This is a genomic window from Mesorhizobium hunchu, assembly GCF_040081975.1.
Classification (GTDB): Bacteria; Pseudomonadota; Alphaproteobacteria; order Rhizobiales; family Rhizobiaceae; genus Mesorhizobium; species Mesorhizobium hunchu.
In genome coordinates this window covers 61,772-78,638 of sequence record NZ_JBEBMG010000008.1, presented here as the reverse complement: position 1 = coordinate 78,638, position 16,867 = coordinate 61,772, and the positions used below count along the sequence as shown (strand labels likewise).

15 protein-coding genes and 1 other RNA gene are annotated in these 16,867 nt (G+C 64.6%); 11 read left to right on the top strand and 5 right to left on the bottom strand.

Translation table 11 applies throughout. The features are described 5' to 3' along the window. Positions 1-11 precede the first annotated feature (11 nt). Complete coding sequence (locus tag ABMA46_RS15195) at positions 12-1,841, bottom strand: DNA polymerase III subunit gamma/tau (protein WP_349000547.1); 1,830 nt, start codon at positions 1,839-1,841, stop codon at positions 12-14. Positions 1,842-1,961: 120 nt separating this feature from the next. Beyond that, an RNA gene (gene ffs / locus ABMA46_RS15190) (signal recognition particle sRNA small type) lies at positions 1,962-2,058 on the bottom strand. Between the two features lie 138 nt (positions 2,059-2,196). On the opposite strand from ffs, the gene ABMA46_RS15185 reads away from it, so the two are divergent. The 4 genes from ABMA46_RS15185 (at position 2,197) to ABMA46_RS15170 (ending at position 5,031) form a co-directional block, all read left to right on the top strand. Continuing rightward, positions 2,197-2,616: an HIT domain-containing protein gene (locus tag ABMA46_RS15185; protein WP_349000545.1), complete on the top strand. Its 420-nt coding sequence runs from the start codon at positions 2,197-2,199 to the stop codon at positions 2,614-2,616. A gap of 42 nt (positions 2,617-2,658) precedes the next feature. Then, on the top strand, positions 2,659-3,609 hold the full coding sequence (gene nudC, locus ABMA46_RS15180) for an NAD(+) diphosphatase (RefSeq protein ID WP_349000544.1): 951 nt from the start codon (positions 2,659-2,661) through the stop codon (positions 3,607-3,609). Positions 3,610-3,622: 13 nt separating this feature from the next. Continuing rightward, a complete protein-coding gene (locus ABMA46_RS15175) occupies positions 3,623-3,916 on the top strand; it encodes a Dabb family protein (RefSeq protein ID WP_349000543.1) in 294 nt (97 codons plus the stop codon). 74 nt (positions 3,917-3,990) lie between these two features. Beyond that, positions 3,991-5,031 (top strand): nucleotidyltransferase family protein, encoded by a 1,041-nt coding sequence (locus ABMA46_RS15170; RefSeq protein WP_349000541.1) that lies wholly within the window; start codon positions 3,991-3,993, stop codon positions 5,029-5,031. Positions 5,032-5,036: 5 nt separating this feature from the next. Here ABMA46_RS15170 and ABMA46_RS15165 read toward each other — a convergent pair whose 3' ends face one another. Then, positions 5,037-5,900: a prephenate dehydratase gene (locus ABMA46_RS15165; protein ID WP_349000540.1), complete on the bottom strand. Its 864-nt coding sequence runs from the start codon at positions 5,898-5,900 to the stop codon at positions 5,037-5,039. Between the two features lie 10 nt (positions 5,901-5,910). Beyond that, positions 5,911-6,642, bottom strand: a complete 732-nt coding sequence (locus tag ABMA46_RS15160) for a 3-deoxy-manno-octulosonate cytidylyltransferase (protein ID WP_349000538.1) — start codon at positions 6,640-6,642, stop codon at positions 5,911-5,913. A gap of 200 nt (positions 6,643-6,842) precedes the next feature. Here ABMA46_RS15160 and ABMA46_RS15155 point away from each other — a divergent pair, with 200 nt between their 5' ends. From ABMA46_RS15155 to ABMA46_RS15125, 7 genes are all read left to right on the top strand, one after another. Continuing rightward, positions 6,843-7,550: a c-type cytochrome gene (locus ABMA46_RS15155; protein WP_349000537.1), complete on the top strand. Its 708-nt coding sequence runs from the start codon at positions 6,843-6,845 to the stop codon at positions 7,548-7,550. Between the two features lie 155 nt (positions 7,551-7,705). After that, positions 7,706-9,589 carry an extracellular solute-binding protein gene (locus ABMA46_RS15150; protein ID WP_349000535.1) on the top strand — a complete coding sequence of 628 codons (1,884 nt, stop codon included), beginning with the start codon at positions 7,706-7,708 and terminating at the stop codon, positions 9,587-9,589. Between the two features lie 47 nt (positions 9,590-9,636). After that, complete coding sequence (locus tag ABMA46_RS15145; protein ID WP_425475755.1) at positions 9,637-11,496, top strand: extracellular solute-binding protein; 1,860 nt, start codon at positions 9,637-9,639, stop codon at positions 11,494-11,496. A gap of 105 nt (positions 11,497-11,601) precedes the next feature. Next, positions 11,602-12,705: a microcin C ABC transporter permease YejB gene (locus tag ABMA46_RS15140; RefSeq protein WP_349000531.1), complete on the top strand. Its 1,104-nt coding sequence runs from the start codon at positions 11,602-11,604 to the stop codon at positions 12,703-12,705. 1 nt (position 12,706) lies between these two features. Next, a complete protein-coding gene (locus ABMA46_RS15135; protein ID WP_349000530.1) occupies positions 12,707-13,873 on the top strand; it encodes an ABC transporter permease in 1,167 nt (388 codons plus the stop codon). Then, positions 13,870-15,498 carry an ABC transporter ATP-binding protein gene (locus ABMA46_RS15130; protein WP_349000529.1) on the top strand — a complete coding sequence of 543 codons (1,629 nt, stop codon included), beginning with the start codon at positions 13,870-13,872 and terminating at the stop codon, positions 15,496-15,498. The genes ABMA46_RS15135 and ABMA46_RS15130 overlap by 4 nt, the downstream gene beginning before the upstream one ends. Before the next feature lie 24 nt (positions 15,499-15,522). After that, positions 15,523-16,500, top strand: a complete 978-nt coding sequence (locus ABMA46_RS15125) for a 2-hydroxyacid dehydrogenase (protein WP_349000528.1) — start codon at positions 15,523-15,525, stop codon at positions 16,498-16,500. Positions 16,501-16,513: 13 nt separating this feature from the next. Here the strand turns inward: ABMA46_RS15125 and ABMA46_RS15120 are convergent, their stop codons facing one another. Next, positions 16,514-16,852 (bottom strand): hypothetical protein, encoded by a 339-nt coding sequence (locus ABMA46_RS15120; protein WP_349000527.1) that lies wholly within the window; start codon positions 16,850-16,852, stop codon positions 16,514-16,516. Positions 16,853-16,867 lie beyond the last annotated feature (15 nt).

Below are 16,867 nucleotides of genomic sequence, written 5' to 3'. Positions count from 1 at the left end.
TTTCCGTTCGTTCAGTTGTCGTCTTCGTCGCCCGAAGTCTCTTCGGCAAGGTCTTCCTCGCCGTCCTCGGCGTCCGGTGCGTCGGGAATGCGCACGTCGATCACCTTCGCGCCCGGAAACTTCGCCAGTATGGCGGCGACCGTCGGATCGTTGCGGGCGTCGAGAAAGGCGGTCTCGCGTTTGGCGGTCTCCAACTCGGCCAGCGTCTGGCCGCCTTCCTCCTTGGACAGCGAGACCAGCCAGTTGCGGCCCGTCCAGTCGCGCAGCCGGGCCGTCATGTCGTTGAGCAGCGTGCGTGGCGCATCGTCGGTGAGGACGACGTCGATGCGTCCCGCCTCGACACGCACGGGGCGCACGCAGCGCTTCAACATCACCTTGAACGTCATGTCTCGATGCTGGTCGGCCAGCGCCGCGAGATCGGCCAGCGAACGGATCGTGACCGCCGGCATGCTTTCGGCGACAGGCTCGGCGGGCGCCGAGACGGGTTCGGCCCGGACCTCGGTTTCCACCAGCCGCATGGTCTGGCCGCCACCGGAACCTTGCACCCGGGCATGGCCAACGGCCATCGGTGCGCCGTCGTTTCTCGATGAGCTCGCGGACGCACCGGTGCCGGGGGACGGCGAGGCCGTCTGCGCCCCGTCCAACGATTTCAGCGCTTCGTCCAGCGTCGGCAGGTCGGCCGCGTGGGCGAGGCGGATCAGCACCATTTCGGCGGCGCTGACGGGCCGATTGGACGCCTGCACTTCAGGAATACCTTTCAGGAGCATCTGCCATGTGCGCGACAGGACGCGGACCGAAAGCTTCCCGGCGAAGTAGGCGCCGCGCCTGCGCTCGTCCTCGGAGAGCGTCGCGTCGTCGGCCGCGGACGGCACGAAGCGCAGCCGCGTCACCAGATGATTGAATTCGGCGAGATCGGTCAGCACGGCGGCCGGATCGGCACCGGTGTCGTATTGCCCGCGCAACTCCGCCAGAGCGGCGGCGACGTCGCCCTTCATGACATGCTCGAACAGGTCGACGATGCGGGCGCGGTCGGCGAGGCCCAGCATGGTGCGCACGGTCGTCGCATCCACTCCACCTGTGCCCGTCGAACCGCCACTATGGGCGATCGCCTGGTCGAGAATGGACAGCGAATCGCGCGCCGAGCCCTCGGCCGCGCGCGCGATCATGGCCAGCGCCTCGGCATCGACCGCGATGCCTTCCTTGCCGGCGATCGAGGCGAGGTGCGTCACCAGCATACCCGCGTCGATGCGGCGCAGGTCGAAGCGCTGGCAGCGCGACAGCACCGTGATCGGCACCTTGCGAATCTCGGTTGTGGCGAAGATGAATTTTACGTGGGGCGGCGGCTCTTCCAGCGTCTTCAGCAGGCCGTTGAAGGCCTGCGTGGAGAGCATGTGCACCTCGTCGATGATATAGACCTTGTAACGGGCCGACACGGGGGCGTAGCGGACGCGGTCGATGATGTCGCGTATGTCGTCGATGCCGGTGTGCGAGGCCGCGTCCATCTCAATGACGTCGACATGGCGACCTTCCATGATCGCGCGGCAATGCTCGCCCAGTTCCGTCAGCTCGACGGAGGGGCGATCCACGGACGCCGTCTTGTAATTGAGCGCGCGCGCCAGGATGCGCGCCGTGGTTGTCTTGCCGACGCCGCGCACGCCCGTCAGCATCCAGGCCTGCGCGATGCGTCCGGTGGCGAAGGCGTTGGTGAGCGTCCTCACCATCGGCTCCTGGCCGATCAGCTCGGAGAAATTGGACGGGCGGTACTTGCGCGCCAGCACGCGGTAGGCGCCGGCCTTTTCCGCTGAATTCGCGTCCGATCCGCTTGTTCCGGCTTCGCTCATCGACCTCGACGGTTCCTGATGGGTGCCGCAAATACGCGGCCGATTCCGCAAGGAGTTTCGCCCGCGCGCCGATGCGCCGTCAATGTCGCGGTGCGAGACGTCGCGGGAAAAGACGGAAAGGCGGGAGGCTGGAACAATGACCCGTTCCGGGCTCGTTAGGGCTGCTTCCTTCCGGACCTGACCCGGTTGGCGAGTGGATCGTCCACCACCAACCTCCCGCTCCCCATATCGTCAATCCGGCACCGGAATGCAAGGCAAAAGCGATCATGGGGCTCGGCCCGCAGTCCGGCAAAACGATTCGCTTGCAGCGGAGCGGCAGCCGCAATAGCCTTCCGTCAAAATGAGGGAAACGCCGATGATGCCGGGCCTGAAGGCCGGATTTGCCCTGGACGCCAGGTTGGAGGCGGACAGCGAGCCCCTGATCTGGCTCGGCCTGTGCGAATTGCGGGTCATGAACGATCGCCGCTGGCCCTGGCTGATCCTGGTGCCGCAACGGCCGGGCATCGAGGAGGTGCACGACCTCACCCCGCTCGACCAGGCGATGCTGACCTTCGAGGTCAACATGTCGGCGCAGACGCTCAAGCGGGTGACCGGCTGCACCAAGATCAACACCGGCGCGCTCGGCAACATCGTGCGCCAATTGCACGTCCATGTCGTCGCCCGCAACGAGGGCGACGCCGCCTGGCCGGGACCCGTCTGGGGGCACGGCCTGCGCGAACCCTACAAGCGCGACGATTTCCATACGTTTGCCGAAACGATCAGGGCGGCGCTATAAGCTTCCGGCAAGTCCCGCCATCCGCTTCGAGTCCGCCGTCCCATGACTTTCCGCCTTTTCGACGCGCCGCCGCGCGAGCCCAGCCAGTTCGTCGGCTTTGCCGGCAACCGCCTCGACCGCCAGTCCGAGAACCGCGCCGACGACTGCGTGGAAACGGCGCTCGCCGATCCGCGCGCCCGGCTCATGCTGATGCGCGAGGGCCGGCTCTATCTCAAGACGGACGGCGAGGCCTTCGACCCCTGGTATGCGGCGGCCGAAATCGGCTCGCTTGGCGCGCTGCGCGGCGGGACGATCCTGCTCGGCTTCGAGGACGACGGGCAGCCGCTGCTCGCTGCGCCGGCCGGCACAGCACCGGAAGAACTGCCCGACACGATCAAGGCGATCGACTACCGCTCCGTCTACATGCAGGGGCTGATCGATCCGGCGGTGCTCGGCGCGCTGGCCCAGGGCGCCGCCCTTTTGGCCTGGAACGACAGCCACCGCTTCTGCTCGAAATGCGGGCAACCGTCCGAAATGCGCGCGGGCGGCTACCGGCGGCATTGCCCGGCCTGCGGCGCCGATCACTTTCCGCGCACCGATCCGGTGGCGATCATGCTGACGGCGACGCGCGAGAAATGCCTGCTGGGGCGCAGCCCGCGTTTCGCACCGGGCATGTATTCCTGCCTCGCCGGCTTCATCGAGCCCGGCGAGACGATCGAGAACGCGGTGCGGCGCGAAACCTTCGAGGAGGCGGGCATCCGCATCGGTCGCGTCGTCTATCACGCCAGCCAGCCCTGGCCGTTCCCCTATTCGCTGATGATCGGCTGCTTCGGCGAGCCGCTCGACGAGGAGATCAGGCCAGACCTGACCGAACTGGAAGACTGCCGCTGGTTCGGGCGCGACGAGGTACGCCAGATGCTGGAGCGTACGCATCCAGAAGAGCTGACGACGCCGCCAGCCGGCGCGATCGCACATACGCTGATCAGGACGTGGGTAGAGCAAGGACTGGATTAAGGGGAGCGAAAAAATGATCCGTCATACGGTGGTCTTCAGGCTCAGACACTCGGCAGGCTCCGCGGAGGAGACGCAGTTCCTCGCCGACGCCAAGGCACTTGCCGCCATCCCGGGCGTGAAAGAATTCGAGCAGTTGCGGCAGGTCAGCCCGAAGAACGACTACCGGTTCGGCTTCTCTATGGAATTCGCCGATCAGGCCGCCTATGCCGGTTACAACGGCCACCCCGATCACGTCGCCTTCGTGCGCGACCGCTGGGTGCCCGAGGTCGAGGATTTCCTGGAGATCGACTACGAGCCGCTGGGCTGAGCCACCTTGCCACACAAAAATATCCTTGTGTGGCAAGAAACCCATGTTAAATTGCCACACAGGAAAATTCTTGTGTGGCAACGCATTCGATGACGGCATTTCTACGCCATAGCCCGACGGCGCAGGCAGCATACCATGATCTGGTTTCGATGCTTCTTGACGACACGGTTTCGGACATACGGGGAGCTCCAGTTTCCAGGGAGCGCAACGGCAGGCAATATTGGTATGACCGATACCGCATAGGCCAGCATATCCAGGAACGGTATCTGGGGGAGGATTCTCCGGAAATCCACCAGCGCCTGGAGAAACATCACCTTCTCAAGGAAAAGAGCGACGACCGCCGGCACGAACGCGCGCGCCTCGTCAGACTGCTTCGCAGCGAACGGTTTCTTGGCGTTGACGGCGCTACGGGCAGCCTTGTCGCCGCGCTGGCCCGGACAGGCGCATTTCGGCTGGGCGGCGTGCTCGTCGGGACCAACGCATTCCGGCTCTACGAAGGGGAACTGGGCCTGCGCTTGAAACTCGACCAGTTGGCCATGACCAACGACATCGATATCGCCAGCTTCGAAAAGCTTTCCTTCGCCATCGGTGAGACAGTGCTTCCGTCCATTGACGAGGCGCTTGCCGACCTCGATTTCGACCCCGCGCCGAGCCTGGATCGCGAAAAGATCTGGCGCTGGCGGCAAGCCCGCAGCGAAACGCTCGTGGAATTCCTGACGCCTTCCTTCGATGAAGAAGAAACCTTGCGCGATCTGCCCGCGCTCGGCGTCAGCGCCCAGTCGCTGCATTTCCTGAACTATCTGATCGCGGACCCAATTCATGCCGCGGCCGTCTATCGGGACGGCATATTGGTTCGCGTTCCGCGTCCCGAAAGGTTCGCCATACACAAGCTGATCGTTGCCGACAGGCGACGTGAAGGACCGGACAGCCTCAAGGCGCGAAAAGACCTCGCTCAGTCACAATTGCTCGTCGCGGTGCTGGCCCAGGATCGTCCTACCGACCTCCATGAGGCCTATCAGGATGCGCTGTCGCGCGGACCGCAATGGCGCCAGCGGATCGAAAGAAGTCTGAAGCGCATTCCGGAAACCGACGCACTTTTGAAAGGCGCAGGATAACGGCTTCAGTCCGCCACTTTCCATTCCTCGCGCGAGTCCGAGCGCGGATAGACACCGAGGATACGCACTTCCTTGGAAAAGAACCGCAGTTCTTCCAGCGCGTTCTTCACGCCCGGATCGTCGGGGTGGCCCTCGATGTCGGCGTAGAACAGCGTCGCGGTGAAGGCGCCGAGCTGGTAGCTTTCCAGCTTGGTCATGTTGACGCCGTTGGTGGCGAAGCCGCCCATCGCCTTGTAGAGCGCCGCCGGCACGTTGCGCACCCGGAAGACGAAGGTGGTCATCATGCGGGCGTCGGGCGTCGGGCGCTCGACCCATTCTCTCGATTTCGTCAGAACGACGAAGCGGGTGACGTTCGAATCGGTGTCCTCGACATTGCGCTCGATAATATCCAGCCCATAGAGTTCGGCCGCCAGCGCCGGCGCCAGCGCCGCCATGGAACGCTGGTTTTCCTGCGCCACGAAACGTGCCGAACCGGCGGTATCGCCGGCGACCACGCCCTTCCAGCCGTTTTTGCGGATATATTTGCGGCACTGGCCGAGCGCATGGATGTGGCTGTGGACCGTTCTGATCTCCTCGCGCTTCACGCCTGGCAGCACCATGAGCTGAAAGTGGATGGGCAGGAAATACTCGCCGACGATATGCAGCTTCGATTCCGGCAGAAGGTAATGGATGTCGGCCACGCGCCCGGCGATCGTGTTCTCGATCGGGATCATGGCGAGGTCGGCCTTGCCGGTCTCGACTGCGTTGAAGGCGTCCTCGAAGGTCGGACACGGCAACGGTTCCATGCCGGGATACATGTTGCGGCTGGCCGTGTCGGAATTCGCGCCCGGCTCGCCCTGAAAGGAAATCCTGTTCGTTTTTTCCGGCATTGCAGTCCCGTCAGAGTGTCAGCAGTTTGCGCGCGCGCTCGAGGTCTTCGGGCGTGTCCACGCCGAGCGGCACCGAATCGACGATCTCGGCGTCCACCCGCATGCCCGCCTCCAGCGCCCGCAATTGCTCCAGCTTTTCGCGCTTCTCGAGCTGCGATTGCGACAAGCTGACGAAGCGCGCCAGCGCCGCGCGACGATAGGCATAGAGGCCGATGTGATGATAGAGCGGCCCCTCGCCCCAGGGCGCGGTGGCGCGGGTGAAATAAAGCGCATGCAAGCGCGTCGGCGAGACCGGCGAACCGACGATCTTCACGACGTTGGAATTGGTCTTTTCCTCCTCGCGCACGATCTCGACGCCGAGCGTCGCGATATCGACGGCGGTGTCGTCCTCAAGCGGGCGCAGCGCGGCGCGGATGACGGCGGGATCGATCGTCGGCAGGTCGCCCTGGACGTTGACGATGGTTTCGACCTGTCCCGCCGGGTCGATGGCCTCGAGCGCCTCGAATATGCGGTCGGAGCCCGACTGGTGGTCGGCCCGGGTCATCGCCGTCTCGAAACCCGCAGCCCGCACGGCAGCGGCGACTTCGGCCGAATCGGTCGCGACCACGACGCGACCGAGACCGCTTTCGGCGGCGCGCAAGGCGACATGGACGATCATCGGCTTGCCGTCGATATCCGCCAGGGGTTTGCCCGGCAGACGGGTGGAGGCCATGCGGGCCGGGATCAGGATGAGCGTGGACATGGTTTCGCCATATAGGGGTTTCCGGATATAGGGATGCGGCAAAAAAGTGGCAAAACGTCTCACTGGAAGCGCCCTTATAGGTGTTGCATGGCCGAAGCAAAAGACCTAGTTTCCGCCCGATTTGGCCGCCTTCTCCAGGGGCCACGATACCGACGGACGGATGGACGGCAAAGTCCGCCGGAAAAGGGAGCTCGGGGTGCATGGACTCATTCGAACTGAACAAGCTGATCGGCGGACTGCTCGGCACGGTCTTCGTCGTCTTCTCGGTCGCGCTTGTCTCCGACGCCCTGTTCGCCTCGCCCGCGCCTGAAAAGCCCGGCTACGCCATCGAGGCCGCCGAGGAACCTGCCGAGGGCGGCGCCGCGGCCGGACCGGCCGAGCCCAAGCCGATCGCAGAACTGCTGCCCACCGCCAGCGTGGAGAAGGGCCAGGCGATCTTCAAGAAGTGCCAGGCCTGCCATTCCGGCGAAAAGGGCGGCCCCAACAAGGTCGGCCCGGATCTGTGGGACATCGTCGACCGCCCGGTCGCCGAGCATGAAGGCTTCTCCTATTCGGCCGGCATGAAGGATTTCTCCAAGGGCGGCACGGAGAAGTGGACCTACGACCATCTCTATCATTTCCTGATCTCGCCCAAGGCCTTCGTGAAGGGCACCGCGATGGGTTTCGCCGGCCTCAAGAAGGACGAGGACCGCGCCGACGTCATCGCCTATCTGCGCACGCTTTCGGACAGCCCGAAGCCGCTGCCCGAGGCTGCCGCTCCCGCTGCGGACGCCAGCAAGCCGGCTGACGCGAAACCGGCCGATGCCAGCAAGCCGGCTGATGCGAAGCCCGCCGATGCAAAGCCTGCCGAGGGTGAAAAGCCGGCCGCGCCGGCGCAGGGCGAACAGCCGGCACAGCCTGCGCAATGACGAAATTGTAATCCTTCGATCCATGAAAAAGCCGGGTTCAGCCCGGCTTTTTTGCTATCAGAAGGCATTCGCAGCCCAAATGCGGCCGTGCGGGTTTCCGCTCGCCGCGTTTTGGCTAGATTGCTGGGACAACACTGTCGGGCGAGAGGAACGGAATGCGGCACTGGAAAAGCGTGACAATCCTGGCGACGGCGCTGCTCGCGTTCATCCTCGCCGCTGCCTTGCCCGCGCGCGCCGACGACCAGTGGCACACTTACTCCTCGCTGATCGGCGATTCGAAATACGGCGAGACCTTCCAGCACTACGATTACGTCAATCCGGACGCGCCGAAGGGCGGCACGCTGAACTCGACCGTGTTCGGCACGTTCGACAGCTTCAATCCCTATATCGTCCAGGGCGCGCCGGCGGCAGGCCTCGCCGGTTTCGGGGGCGGCCTGCTCTATGACACGCTGATGGAGCAGGCGACCGACGAGGGCAGCGTCAGCCATCCGCTGATTGCCGAAGCCTACAAATATCCCGGCGACTATTCCTCGGCCACCTACCGGCTCGATCCGAACGCCCGCTGGCACGACGGCCAGCCGATCACCGTGGACGACGTGGTGTGGTCGTTCAACGTGCTGAAGGCCAACAGCCCGATGTACAACCGCTATTTCGAGAACGTGACGGAGGCCAAGGCGCTTTCCGACCGCGAGGTCCAGTTCATCTTCGACCAGAAGGGCAATCGCGAGCTTCCCAAGATCATGGGCGACCTGGTGGTGCTGCCGAAGCACTGGTGGGAGGGCACCGACGCCAACGGCAGGAAGCGCGACATCACCAAGTCGACGCTGGAGCCGCCGCTCGGTTCGGCCGCGTACAAGATCAAGAGCTTCAAGCCGGGCTCCGAGATCGTCTGGGAGCGCGTGCCGGACTACTGGGCGGCGAAGCTGCCGGTGAAGATCGGCCGCGAGAATTTCGACACGCGGCGCTACACCTACTTCCTTGACGAAAGCGCGGAATGGCTGGCCTTCGTCAAGGGCGGCTTCGAGGACATTCATTCCGAAAACAGCGGCCGCGGCTGGATGACGAAATACGACTTTCCGGCCGTCAAGGCCGGCGACGTCGTCAAGAAGGAATACAAGGCCAGTTCGCGCGCCAACATGCAGGGCTTCGCCATCAACACGCGGCGGCCGCTGTTCAAGGACCGGCGCGTGCGCGAGGCGCTGTCCACCCTCTACGATTTCGACACGATCAACCGCACCCAGTCCTTCGGGCTCAACACGCGCATCACCAGCTATTTCATGGGCAGCGACCTCGCCTCAAGCGGGCTGCCGCAGGGCAAGGAACTGGAGATCCTGAACCAGTACAGGGACAAGCTGCCGCCGGAACTGTTCACGCAGGAGTGGAAGCTGCCGGCCTTCGACACGCCACAGGCCGAGCGCAAGATCCTCAGGCAGGCGGTCGACCTGCTGGCCAAGGCCGGCTGGGTCATCAAGGGCCGGCAGATGGTCAATGCGCAGACCGGCGCGCCCTTCCGCTTCGAGATACTCGGCTCCAACCAAGCTGCCGAGGCGACGCTCAACCCCTATGTCGCCATGCTGCGCAAGATCGGCATCACGGCGACGCTGCGCTTCGTCGACCAGTCGCAATACATCAACCGGCTCAACGATTTCGACTTCGACATGACGACAGTGGTGCTGCCGCAGTCGGATTCGCCCGGCAACGAGCAGCGCGACTTCTGGAGTTCGCAGGCCGCCGATTCGCCGGGATCGCGCAACTATTCCGGCATCAAGGACCCGGTGGTCGACGCGCTGGTGGACCGCGTCATCTTCGCCAAGAATCGCGACGACCTGGTCGCCGCGACCCACGCGCTCGACCGCGTGCTGCTGTGGAATTTCTACGTGGTGCCGCAATTCACGCGGCCGGACGTCTGGCTGGCCTACTGGAACAAGTTCGGCATTCCCGACAAGCAGCCCACCTATATCGGCCCGGACATCGAATCCTGGTGGATCGATACGGACAAGGAAAAGGCGTTGGCCGCGAAATACAAGAGCGTCGATTGATGAGGCATAGAGGACCGGAGCGCACAGTCCACCAATCGGCGAGCATGATGGGTCGCCGCGATTTCCTGGCACTCGGCGCCGCTGCGGGTGCGGCGGCCCTCCTGCCGGGCCGCGTCTTCGCCGAAACGAAGACCGGCGTGAAGCTGCACGGCCTGTCGGCGTTCGGCGACTTGAAATATCCGCCCGATTTCCGGCAGTTCGGCTATGTGAACCCGGATGCCCCGCAAGGGGGGACATTCAACTTCGGCCCGTCGCAATGGGTGTTCAACCAGAACCCCTACACCTTCAATACGCTCAACAGTTTCGTGCCCAAGGGCGATTCGCCGCCGCGCATGGAGATGTGTTTCGACTCGCTGATGACGAGCGCCCTGGACGAACCAGATTCGGTGTACGGCCTGATGGCCGAGACGGTGACGATCTCGGCCGACCGCAACAGTTTCACCTTCGACCTGAGGCCGCAGGCGCGCTGGCATGACGGCACGCCGCTGACGGCGCAGGACGCGGCCTATACGTTCAACCTCTTCAAGGACGAGGGGCATCCCGACCTGTCGCTGCCGCTCAGGGAACTCAGCGAGACGATACCGGTCGACGACCGGACGCTGCGGCTCACCTTTTCCGGAAAGCAGTCGGAGCGCACCATTCTGGACGTGGTGACGTTTCCGATCCTGTCGAAGGCCTATTTCGCCAAGGTACCGTTCGACAGCGCGCGCCTGGAAGCGCCGCTCGGCTCCGGCCCCTACAAAGTCGGCCTGGTCCGCGCCGGCCAGACCATCGAACTGGAGCGCGTGGCCGACTATTGGGGCGCCGACCTGCCGGTCAACCGCGGCCATTATAATTTCGACAGGCTGCGCATCGAGTTCTACGGCAATCGGCAGGCGGCGTTCGAAGCCTTCAAGAAGGGCGACGTGTGCTTTCGCGAGGAGGCGACGTCGCGCCTGTGGGCGACCGGCTACGATTTTCCGGCGCTGAAGGCCGGCAAGGTGGTGAAACGGGAATTTCCCGCCGAGAAACGCCCGTCCATGCAGGCGGTCGCGGTCAACCAGCGGCGCGAGCGGTTCCGGGACGTGCGGGTGCGCCGCGCCATCGCGCTGTGCTTCGATTTCGAATGGACCAACAAATCGCTGTTCTACGGCCTCTACGACCGCTCACAATCCTGTTTCGAGACGTCCGACTTCAAGGCGCAGGGCACGCCCTCGCCGGATGAACTGGCCTTGCTGGAGCCGTTGCGCGACAGGCTGCCGCCCGAGGTCTTCGGCGAGGCCTATGCGCTCCCTCCCTCCGACGGCAGCGGCCGCGACCGAAAACTGCTGCGGGAAGCGCAAAGGCTGATGAGCGAGGCCGGTTGGAAGCGGTCCGGCGCGGCTTTCCGCAACGCCGCGGGCGAGGCCTTCGACCTGGAACTCCTGGTGGACGACGACGGCTTCGTCCGCATCTGCCAGCCCTGGGTGGACAATCTGAGGGCCGTCGGCTTCAACGCCTCCATCCGCCTGGTGGACTCCGCACAGCATCAGGAGCGGCAGGCGACGTTCGACTTCGATTTGATCATGATGGCGCTGCTGTTCTCTCCCACGCCGACGCGCGAGGGTATGGACGGCATCTTCCATTCGCGGTCGGCCAACCTGCAGGGGTCGCGTAATCTGCCCGGCACGGCGGACCCGGCGATCGACATTCTGGTCGACAGGCTGAGCCAGGTCAAAGATCGCGCGGACCTGATAACCGTGATGCGCTGCCTCGATCGGGTCTTGCGCGCACGCATGGACTGGATTCCAAGTTGGTATTCGGCGAATCATCGCGTCGCCTTCTGGGACATGTTCGGTTTCAAGGAGCCGAAGCCAGATTACGGGTTCGCGATGGAAGCGCTGTGGTGGTTCGATCAAGACAAGGCAGCGAAGATTGGCAAGGCCTGACGATGGCGACAGCGCCACAGGGACCGGCGCAAGGGGGACCGGCATAGCACACACAACAGCACGAGCGGCCGGCATGATGCGAACCGATGGAAGGCGCGACACCTGATGGGCGCCTATATTCTGCGTCGTATTCTGCTGATGATCCCGACACTGTTCGGTATCATGGCGGTGTCCTTCGTCATCATCCAGTTCGCACCCGGCGGCCCGGTGGAACAGGTGATCGCCCGGCTCACCAGCCAGGGCGGCGATTCCGGCGATCGTCTCGGCGGCGGTGGCGGCGGCGACCTGGCGGGCGGCGGCTTCGACGCGGCCGGCGGTGCCGATTCCAAGTATCGCGGCGCGCAGGGCCTCGATCCCGAGTTCATCGCCAAGCTGGAAAAGCAGTTCGGCTTCGACAAGCCGCCGCTCGAGCGCTTCGGGCTGATGCTGTGGAACTATGCGCGCTTCGATTTCGGGCAGAGCTATTTCCGCGACATCTCGGTGGTCGACCTGATCCTGGAGAAGATGCCGGTCTCGATCTCGATCGGCCTGTGGATCACGCTGCTCTCCTACCTGATCTCCATTCCGCTCGGCATCCGCAAGGCGGTGAAGGACGGATCGACCTTCGACACATGGACCAGCGCGATCGTCATCGTCGGCTACGCCATCCCGGCCTTCCTGTTCGGCATATTGCTGATGATCCTGTTCGCCGGCGGCTCGTTCTGGGATTGGTTCCCGCTGCGCGGCATCGTTTCCGACAATTGGGACCAACTGTCCTGGCCGCAGAAGATCGTCGACTATTTCTGGCATATGACGCTGCCGCTGACGGCGCTGGTGCTTTCGGCCTTCGCGACGACGACGCTGCTCACCAAGAACTCCTTCCTCGAGGAAATCCGCAAGCAGTATGTGGTGACCGCCCGCGCCAAGGGCCTGTCGGAACACCGGGTGCTCTACGGCCATGTCTTCCGCAACGCCATGCTGATCGTCATCGCCGGCTTTCCGGGCGCCTTCATCTCCGCCTTCTTCACCGGGTCGCTGCTGATCGAGAACATCTTCTCTCTGGATGGACTCGGCCTGCTCGGCTTCAAGTCGATCGTCGACCGCGACTATCCCGTCGTCTTCGCCAACCTCTACATCTTCTCGCTGATCGGCCTCGTCGTCAGCCTGATCTCGGACCTCACCTACACCTGGATCGACCCGCGCATCGATTTCGAGCGGAGGGACGTCTGAGATGTCGGACGTCCAGTTGAAGGCGTCGGTGGAGACGCAGCGCGAGGAGGTCGGGCCGGATGCCGTGAAGAGGCCGTGGCTGTCGCCGCTCAACCAGCGGCGCTGGGCCAACTTCAAGGCCAACCGCCGCGGCTACTGGTCTCTCTGGATCTTCCTCGTCCTGTTCGTGGCGTCGCTGTTTTCCGAATTCATCGCCAACGACAAGCCGATCATCGCCTCCTACAAGGGCGAAATCCTGTTTCCCGTCCTCGTCGCCTATCCGGAAGAAAAGTTCGGCGGTTTCTACGCGGTCGCCGACTACCGCGATCCGGTGATCAGCGACGAGATCAACGCGCATGGCTGGATGATCTGGCCGCCGATCCGCTATTCCTACCAGACCGTCAACAACGCCGTGCCCGAGGCCGCGCCCGCCAAGCCGTCCTGGGAATACGACAGGAAGACGCGCTGCGCGCAATATCCGCAAGGCGAGAACGACCCCGACTGCATCGTCGGCAACTGGAACTGGCTCGGCACCGACGACCAAGCGCGAGACGTCGCCGCGCGGGTCATCTACGGCTTCCGCATATCGGTGCTGTTCGGCCTCATCCTGACGCTCGGCTCGGCGGTCATCGGCGTGTCGGCGGGCGCCATCCAGGGCTATTTCGGTGGCTGGACCGACCTGATCTTCCAGCGCTTCATCGAAATCTGGTCGGCGATTCCCGTACTCTACCTGCTCCTGATCGTGGCCGCCGTGCTGCCGCCGGGCTTCTGGATCCTGCTCAGCCTGATGCTGCTGTTTTCCTGGGTGGCTTTCGTCGGCGTGGTGCGCGCCGAATTCCTGCGTGCCCGCAACTTCGAATACGTCAACGCCGCGCGCGCGCTCGGCGTGCCGAACCGCACCATCATCTTCCGCCATCTGCTGCCCAACGCGATGGTGGCGACGCTGACCTTCCTGCCCTTCATCCTCAACGGCTCGATCTCGACGCTGACCTCGCTCGACTTCCTCGGCTTCGGCCTGCCGCCCGGCTCGGCCTCGCTTGGCGAACTCTTGAAACAGGGGCAGCGCAACCTCAACGCGCCATGGCTCGGCATCTCCGGCTTCATCGTCATCTCGCTCATGCTGTCGCTGCTGATCTTCATCGGCGAAGCGACGCGCGACGCCTTCGATCCGAGGAAGACGTTCCGATGAGCGAGCCCCTCCTTTCCGTCCAGGACCTGTCCGTCGCCTTCGCGCAGGGCGGCGGCGAAACGCTCGCGGTCGACCATGTCTCCTTCGACATCGCCAGGGGCGAGACGGTGGCACTGGTCGGCGAGTCCGGGTCCGGCAAATCCGTCTCGGCCCTGTCGGTGCTGAAGCTGCTGCCCTACCCGCCGGCGTCGCACCCGTCGGGGAAGATCCTGTTCGACGGCCAGGACCTGATGGCGCTCGACGAAGCGGCATTGCGCAAGGTCCGCGGCAACAAGATCACCATGATCTTCCAGGAGCCGATGACCTCGCTCAATCCGCTGCACACGATCGAGCGGCAGATCGGCGAAATCCTTTCCGTTCACCAGGGCATGCGGGCCGAGCCGGCGCGCGCCCGCACGCTGGCGCTTCTGAAAGAGGTCGGCATCCGCGATCCCGAAAAGCGGCTGGGCGCCTATCCGCACCAGCTTTCCGGCGGCCAGCGCCAGCGCGTCATGATCGCCATGGCGCTGGCCAACGAGCCGCAACTGCTGATCGCCGACGAGCCGACCACCGCGCTCGACGTGACGGTGCAGGCGCAGATCCTCGAACTGCTGGCAGAGCTCAAGCAGCGCAACGGCATGTCGATGCTGTTCATCACCCACGACCTCGGTATCGTGCGCAAGATCGCCGACCGTGTCTGCGTGATGACGAAGGGCAAGATCGTCGAGAGCGGCCCGACCGCCGACATCTTCGCCAATCCACAGCATGCCTATACCCGCCACCTGCTTTCGGCCGAACCGAAGGGCAGACCGCCGGCCGCCGACGACAAGGCCGAGGCGGTGATGACCGGCAAGGACGTCAAGGTCTGGTTTCCGATCAAGCAGGGCTTCTTCCGCAAGACGGTCGACCATGTGAAGGCCGTCGACGGCATCGACGTCACCGTGCGCGCTGGGCAGACGCTTGGCGTGGTCGGCGAATCCGGCTCGGGCAAGACGACGCTCGGCCTTGCGCTGGCGCGCATGATCTCGTCCAAGGGCGAGATCAGATTCACCGGGAGAGACATCGACAAGCTGTCATTCAACGCGATGCGGCCGCTGCGCCGGGAATTGCAGATCGTCTTCCAGGACCCCTACGGCTCGCTCAGTCCGCGCATGTCGGTGGCCGAGATCATCGAGGAAGGCCTGAAGATCCACGAGCCGAAGCTGTCGGCCGAAGGGCGCGACCGGCGCGTGGTGGACGTGCTGAAAGAAGTCGGCCTCGACGCGGCGACGCGGCATCGCTACCCGCACGAATTCTCCGGCGGCCAGCGCCAGCGCATCGCCATCGCACGCGCCATGGTGCTCAATCCGCGCTTCGTGATGCTGGACGAGCCGACCTCGGCGCTCGACATGAGCGTGCAGGCGCAGGTGGTGGACCTGCTGCGCAACCTGCAGGCGCGGCATAACCTCGCCTATCTCTTCATCAGCCACGATCTCAAGGTCGTGCGCGCCCTCGCCAATCATGTCATCGTCATGCGCAATGGCCGGATCGTGGAAGCCGGGCCGGCGCAGCAGATATTCGAAGCGCCGCAAACCGACTACACGCGCGCGCTGATCTCGGCGGCATTCCGCATCGAGACGGCGCCAGCCGGCGTGGTCAGCGAGTGACGGCCAAGGAAAAGGAAATGGACAATGGCCATGAATGACGAGGCCGACAGCGATGTGCCGCAGGCCAAGGGGCGGATACTGCTCGCCCTGACGGGCATGCACCCGCAGCGCTGGTATGAATTGCTTGCCGGCGAACGCACGGTGGTGACCGAGCCCGACGGCGCCACCGACCCGTCGATCACCTATGCGGTGGTGTGGAAGCAGCGGCCCAACCTGCTTTCGTCGCTACCGAACCTGCGCGCCATCTTCTCGATCGGCGCGGGCGTCGACCACATCCTGGCCGATCCGACCGTGCCGGACGTGCCGATCGTGCGCGTGGTGGCCGACAACCTCACCCAGCACATGGTGGAATACATCGTCTGGCGCGTGCTCGACCATCATCGGCAAGGCGCGCTCTACAGGGTGCAGCAGACGAAGAAGATCTGGCGCGAACCGGCGCAGCGCACGGCGGCCGACATCTCCGTCGGCATCATGGGTCTCGGCAATCTCGGCCGCGCCGCCGCCTCGGCGCTGGCGGCGCTGGGCTTCCACGTCAATGGCTGGTCGCGGCGCGACCAGGCGCTTGCCGGCGTCACCACCTTCGCAGGCGACGCCGGACTGGTGCCGTTCCTCAACGCCACCGACATCCTCGTCGTGCTCCTGCCGCTGACGCCGGCCACGCGCGGCATGGTCAACTACGGCCTGCTGAAGGAATTGCGCAGGCGCAACGGGCTGGGCGGCGCAGTGCTGATCAACGCCGGGCGCGGCCGCCTGCAGAAGGACGCCGACATCCTGCGCGCGCTGGACGACGGCACGCTCAAGGAAGCGAGCCTCGACGTCTTCGAGGTCGAGCCGCTGCCGAAGACCAGCCCGCTGTGGACCCATCCCAAGGTCTTCGTCACGCCGCATGCGGCGGCGACGTCCGACCCCACGCATCTGGTGCCGATCATGCTCGAGCAGATGGCCGCCTTCGAACGCGGCGAACCGCTTCAGAATCTGGTGGACCGCGAGGCCGGCTACTGAGAGGCCGGCGCTCTCACCCCTTCGGCGCGGCGACGCACTTTCGCCTCACGAGAGACCGGTTCATGGCATCGACGCGGCCGGCGGCCTGATCGGCTTCGCGCCTGCTGCCCGAGCGCATGTCGGGAATGACGGTGCCCAGTCCGGTGGGAGAAGACGTGAAAACCGGCTTGGCATCCCGCGAGAGGCCGTAACGCGCGGCAAGCGCATCGCGTTCGCCGATCAACTGCTTGCAGGCGACACCGTCATATTGAAGCGACGAGGAGACATTGGCGTCCTCTCCCGCCGCGATCGTGCCGGACGCGCACCCTGACAATGCGACGCCTATCAACGCCATGACGATTCCAGCACGCATCTGTCGTTCTCCAAT

Bases quoted from the DNA above. Each gene is read 5' to 3' on its own strand.
- ABMA46_RS15195 (WP_349000547.1), bottom strand. From the start codon at position 1,841: ATGAGCGAAGCCGGAACAAGCGGATCGGACGCGAATTCAGCGGAAAAG.
- ABMA46_RS15185 (WP_349000545.1), top strand. From the start codon at position 2,197: ATGATGCCGGGCCTGAAGGCCGGATTTGCCCTGGACGCCAGGTTGGAG.
- nudC (WP_349000544.1), top strand. From the start codon at position 2,659: ATGACTTTCCGCCTTTTCGACGCGCCGCCGCGCGAGCCCAGCCAGTTC.
- ABMA46_RS15175 (WP_349000543.1), top strand. From the start codon at position 3,623: ATGATCCGTCATACGGTGGTCTTCAGGCTCAGACACTCGGCAGGCTCC.
- ABMA46_RS15165 (WP_349000540.1), bottom strand. From the start codon at position 5,900: ATGCCGGAAAAAACGAACAGGATTTCCTTTCAGGGCGAGCCGGGCGCG.
- ABMA46_RS15160 (WP_349000538.1), bottom strand. From the start codon at position 6,642: ATGTCCACGCTCATCCTGATCCCGGCCCGCATGGCCTCCACCCGTCTG.
- ABMA46_RS15155 (WP_349000537.1), top strand. From the start codon at position 6,843: ATGGACTCATTCGAACTGAACAAGCTGATCGGCGGACTGCTCGGCACG.
- ABMA46_RS15150 (WP_349000535.1), top strand. From the start codon at position 7,706: ATGCGGCACTGGAAAAGCGTGACAATCCTGGCGACGGCGCTGCTCGCG.
- ABMA46_RS15145 (WP_425475755.1), top strand. From the start codon at position 9,637: ATGGGTCGCCGCGATTTCCTGGCACTCGGCGCCGCTGCGGGTGCGGCG.
- ABMA46_RS15140 (WP_349000531.1), top strand. From the start codon at position 11,602: ATGGGCGCCTATATTCTGCGTCGTATTCTGCTGATGATCCCGACACTG.
- ABMA46_RS15135 (WP_349000530.1), top strand. From the start codon at position 12,707: ATGTCGGACGTCCAGTTGAAGGCGTCGGTGGAGACGCAGCGCGAGGAG.
- ABMA46_RS15130 (WP_349000529.1), top strand. From the start codon at position 13,870: ATGAGCGAGCCCCTCCTTTCCGTCCAGGACCTGTCCGTCGCCTTCGCG.
- ABMA46_RS15125 (WP_349000528.1), top strand. From the start codon at position 15,523: ATGGCCATGAATGACGAGGCCGACAGCGATGTGCCGCAGGCCAAGGGG.
- ABMA46_RS15120 (WP_349000527.1), bottom strand. From the start codon at position 16,852: ATGCGTGCTGGAATCGTCATGGCGTTGATAGGCGTCGCATTGTCAGGG.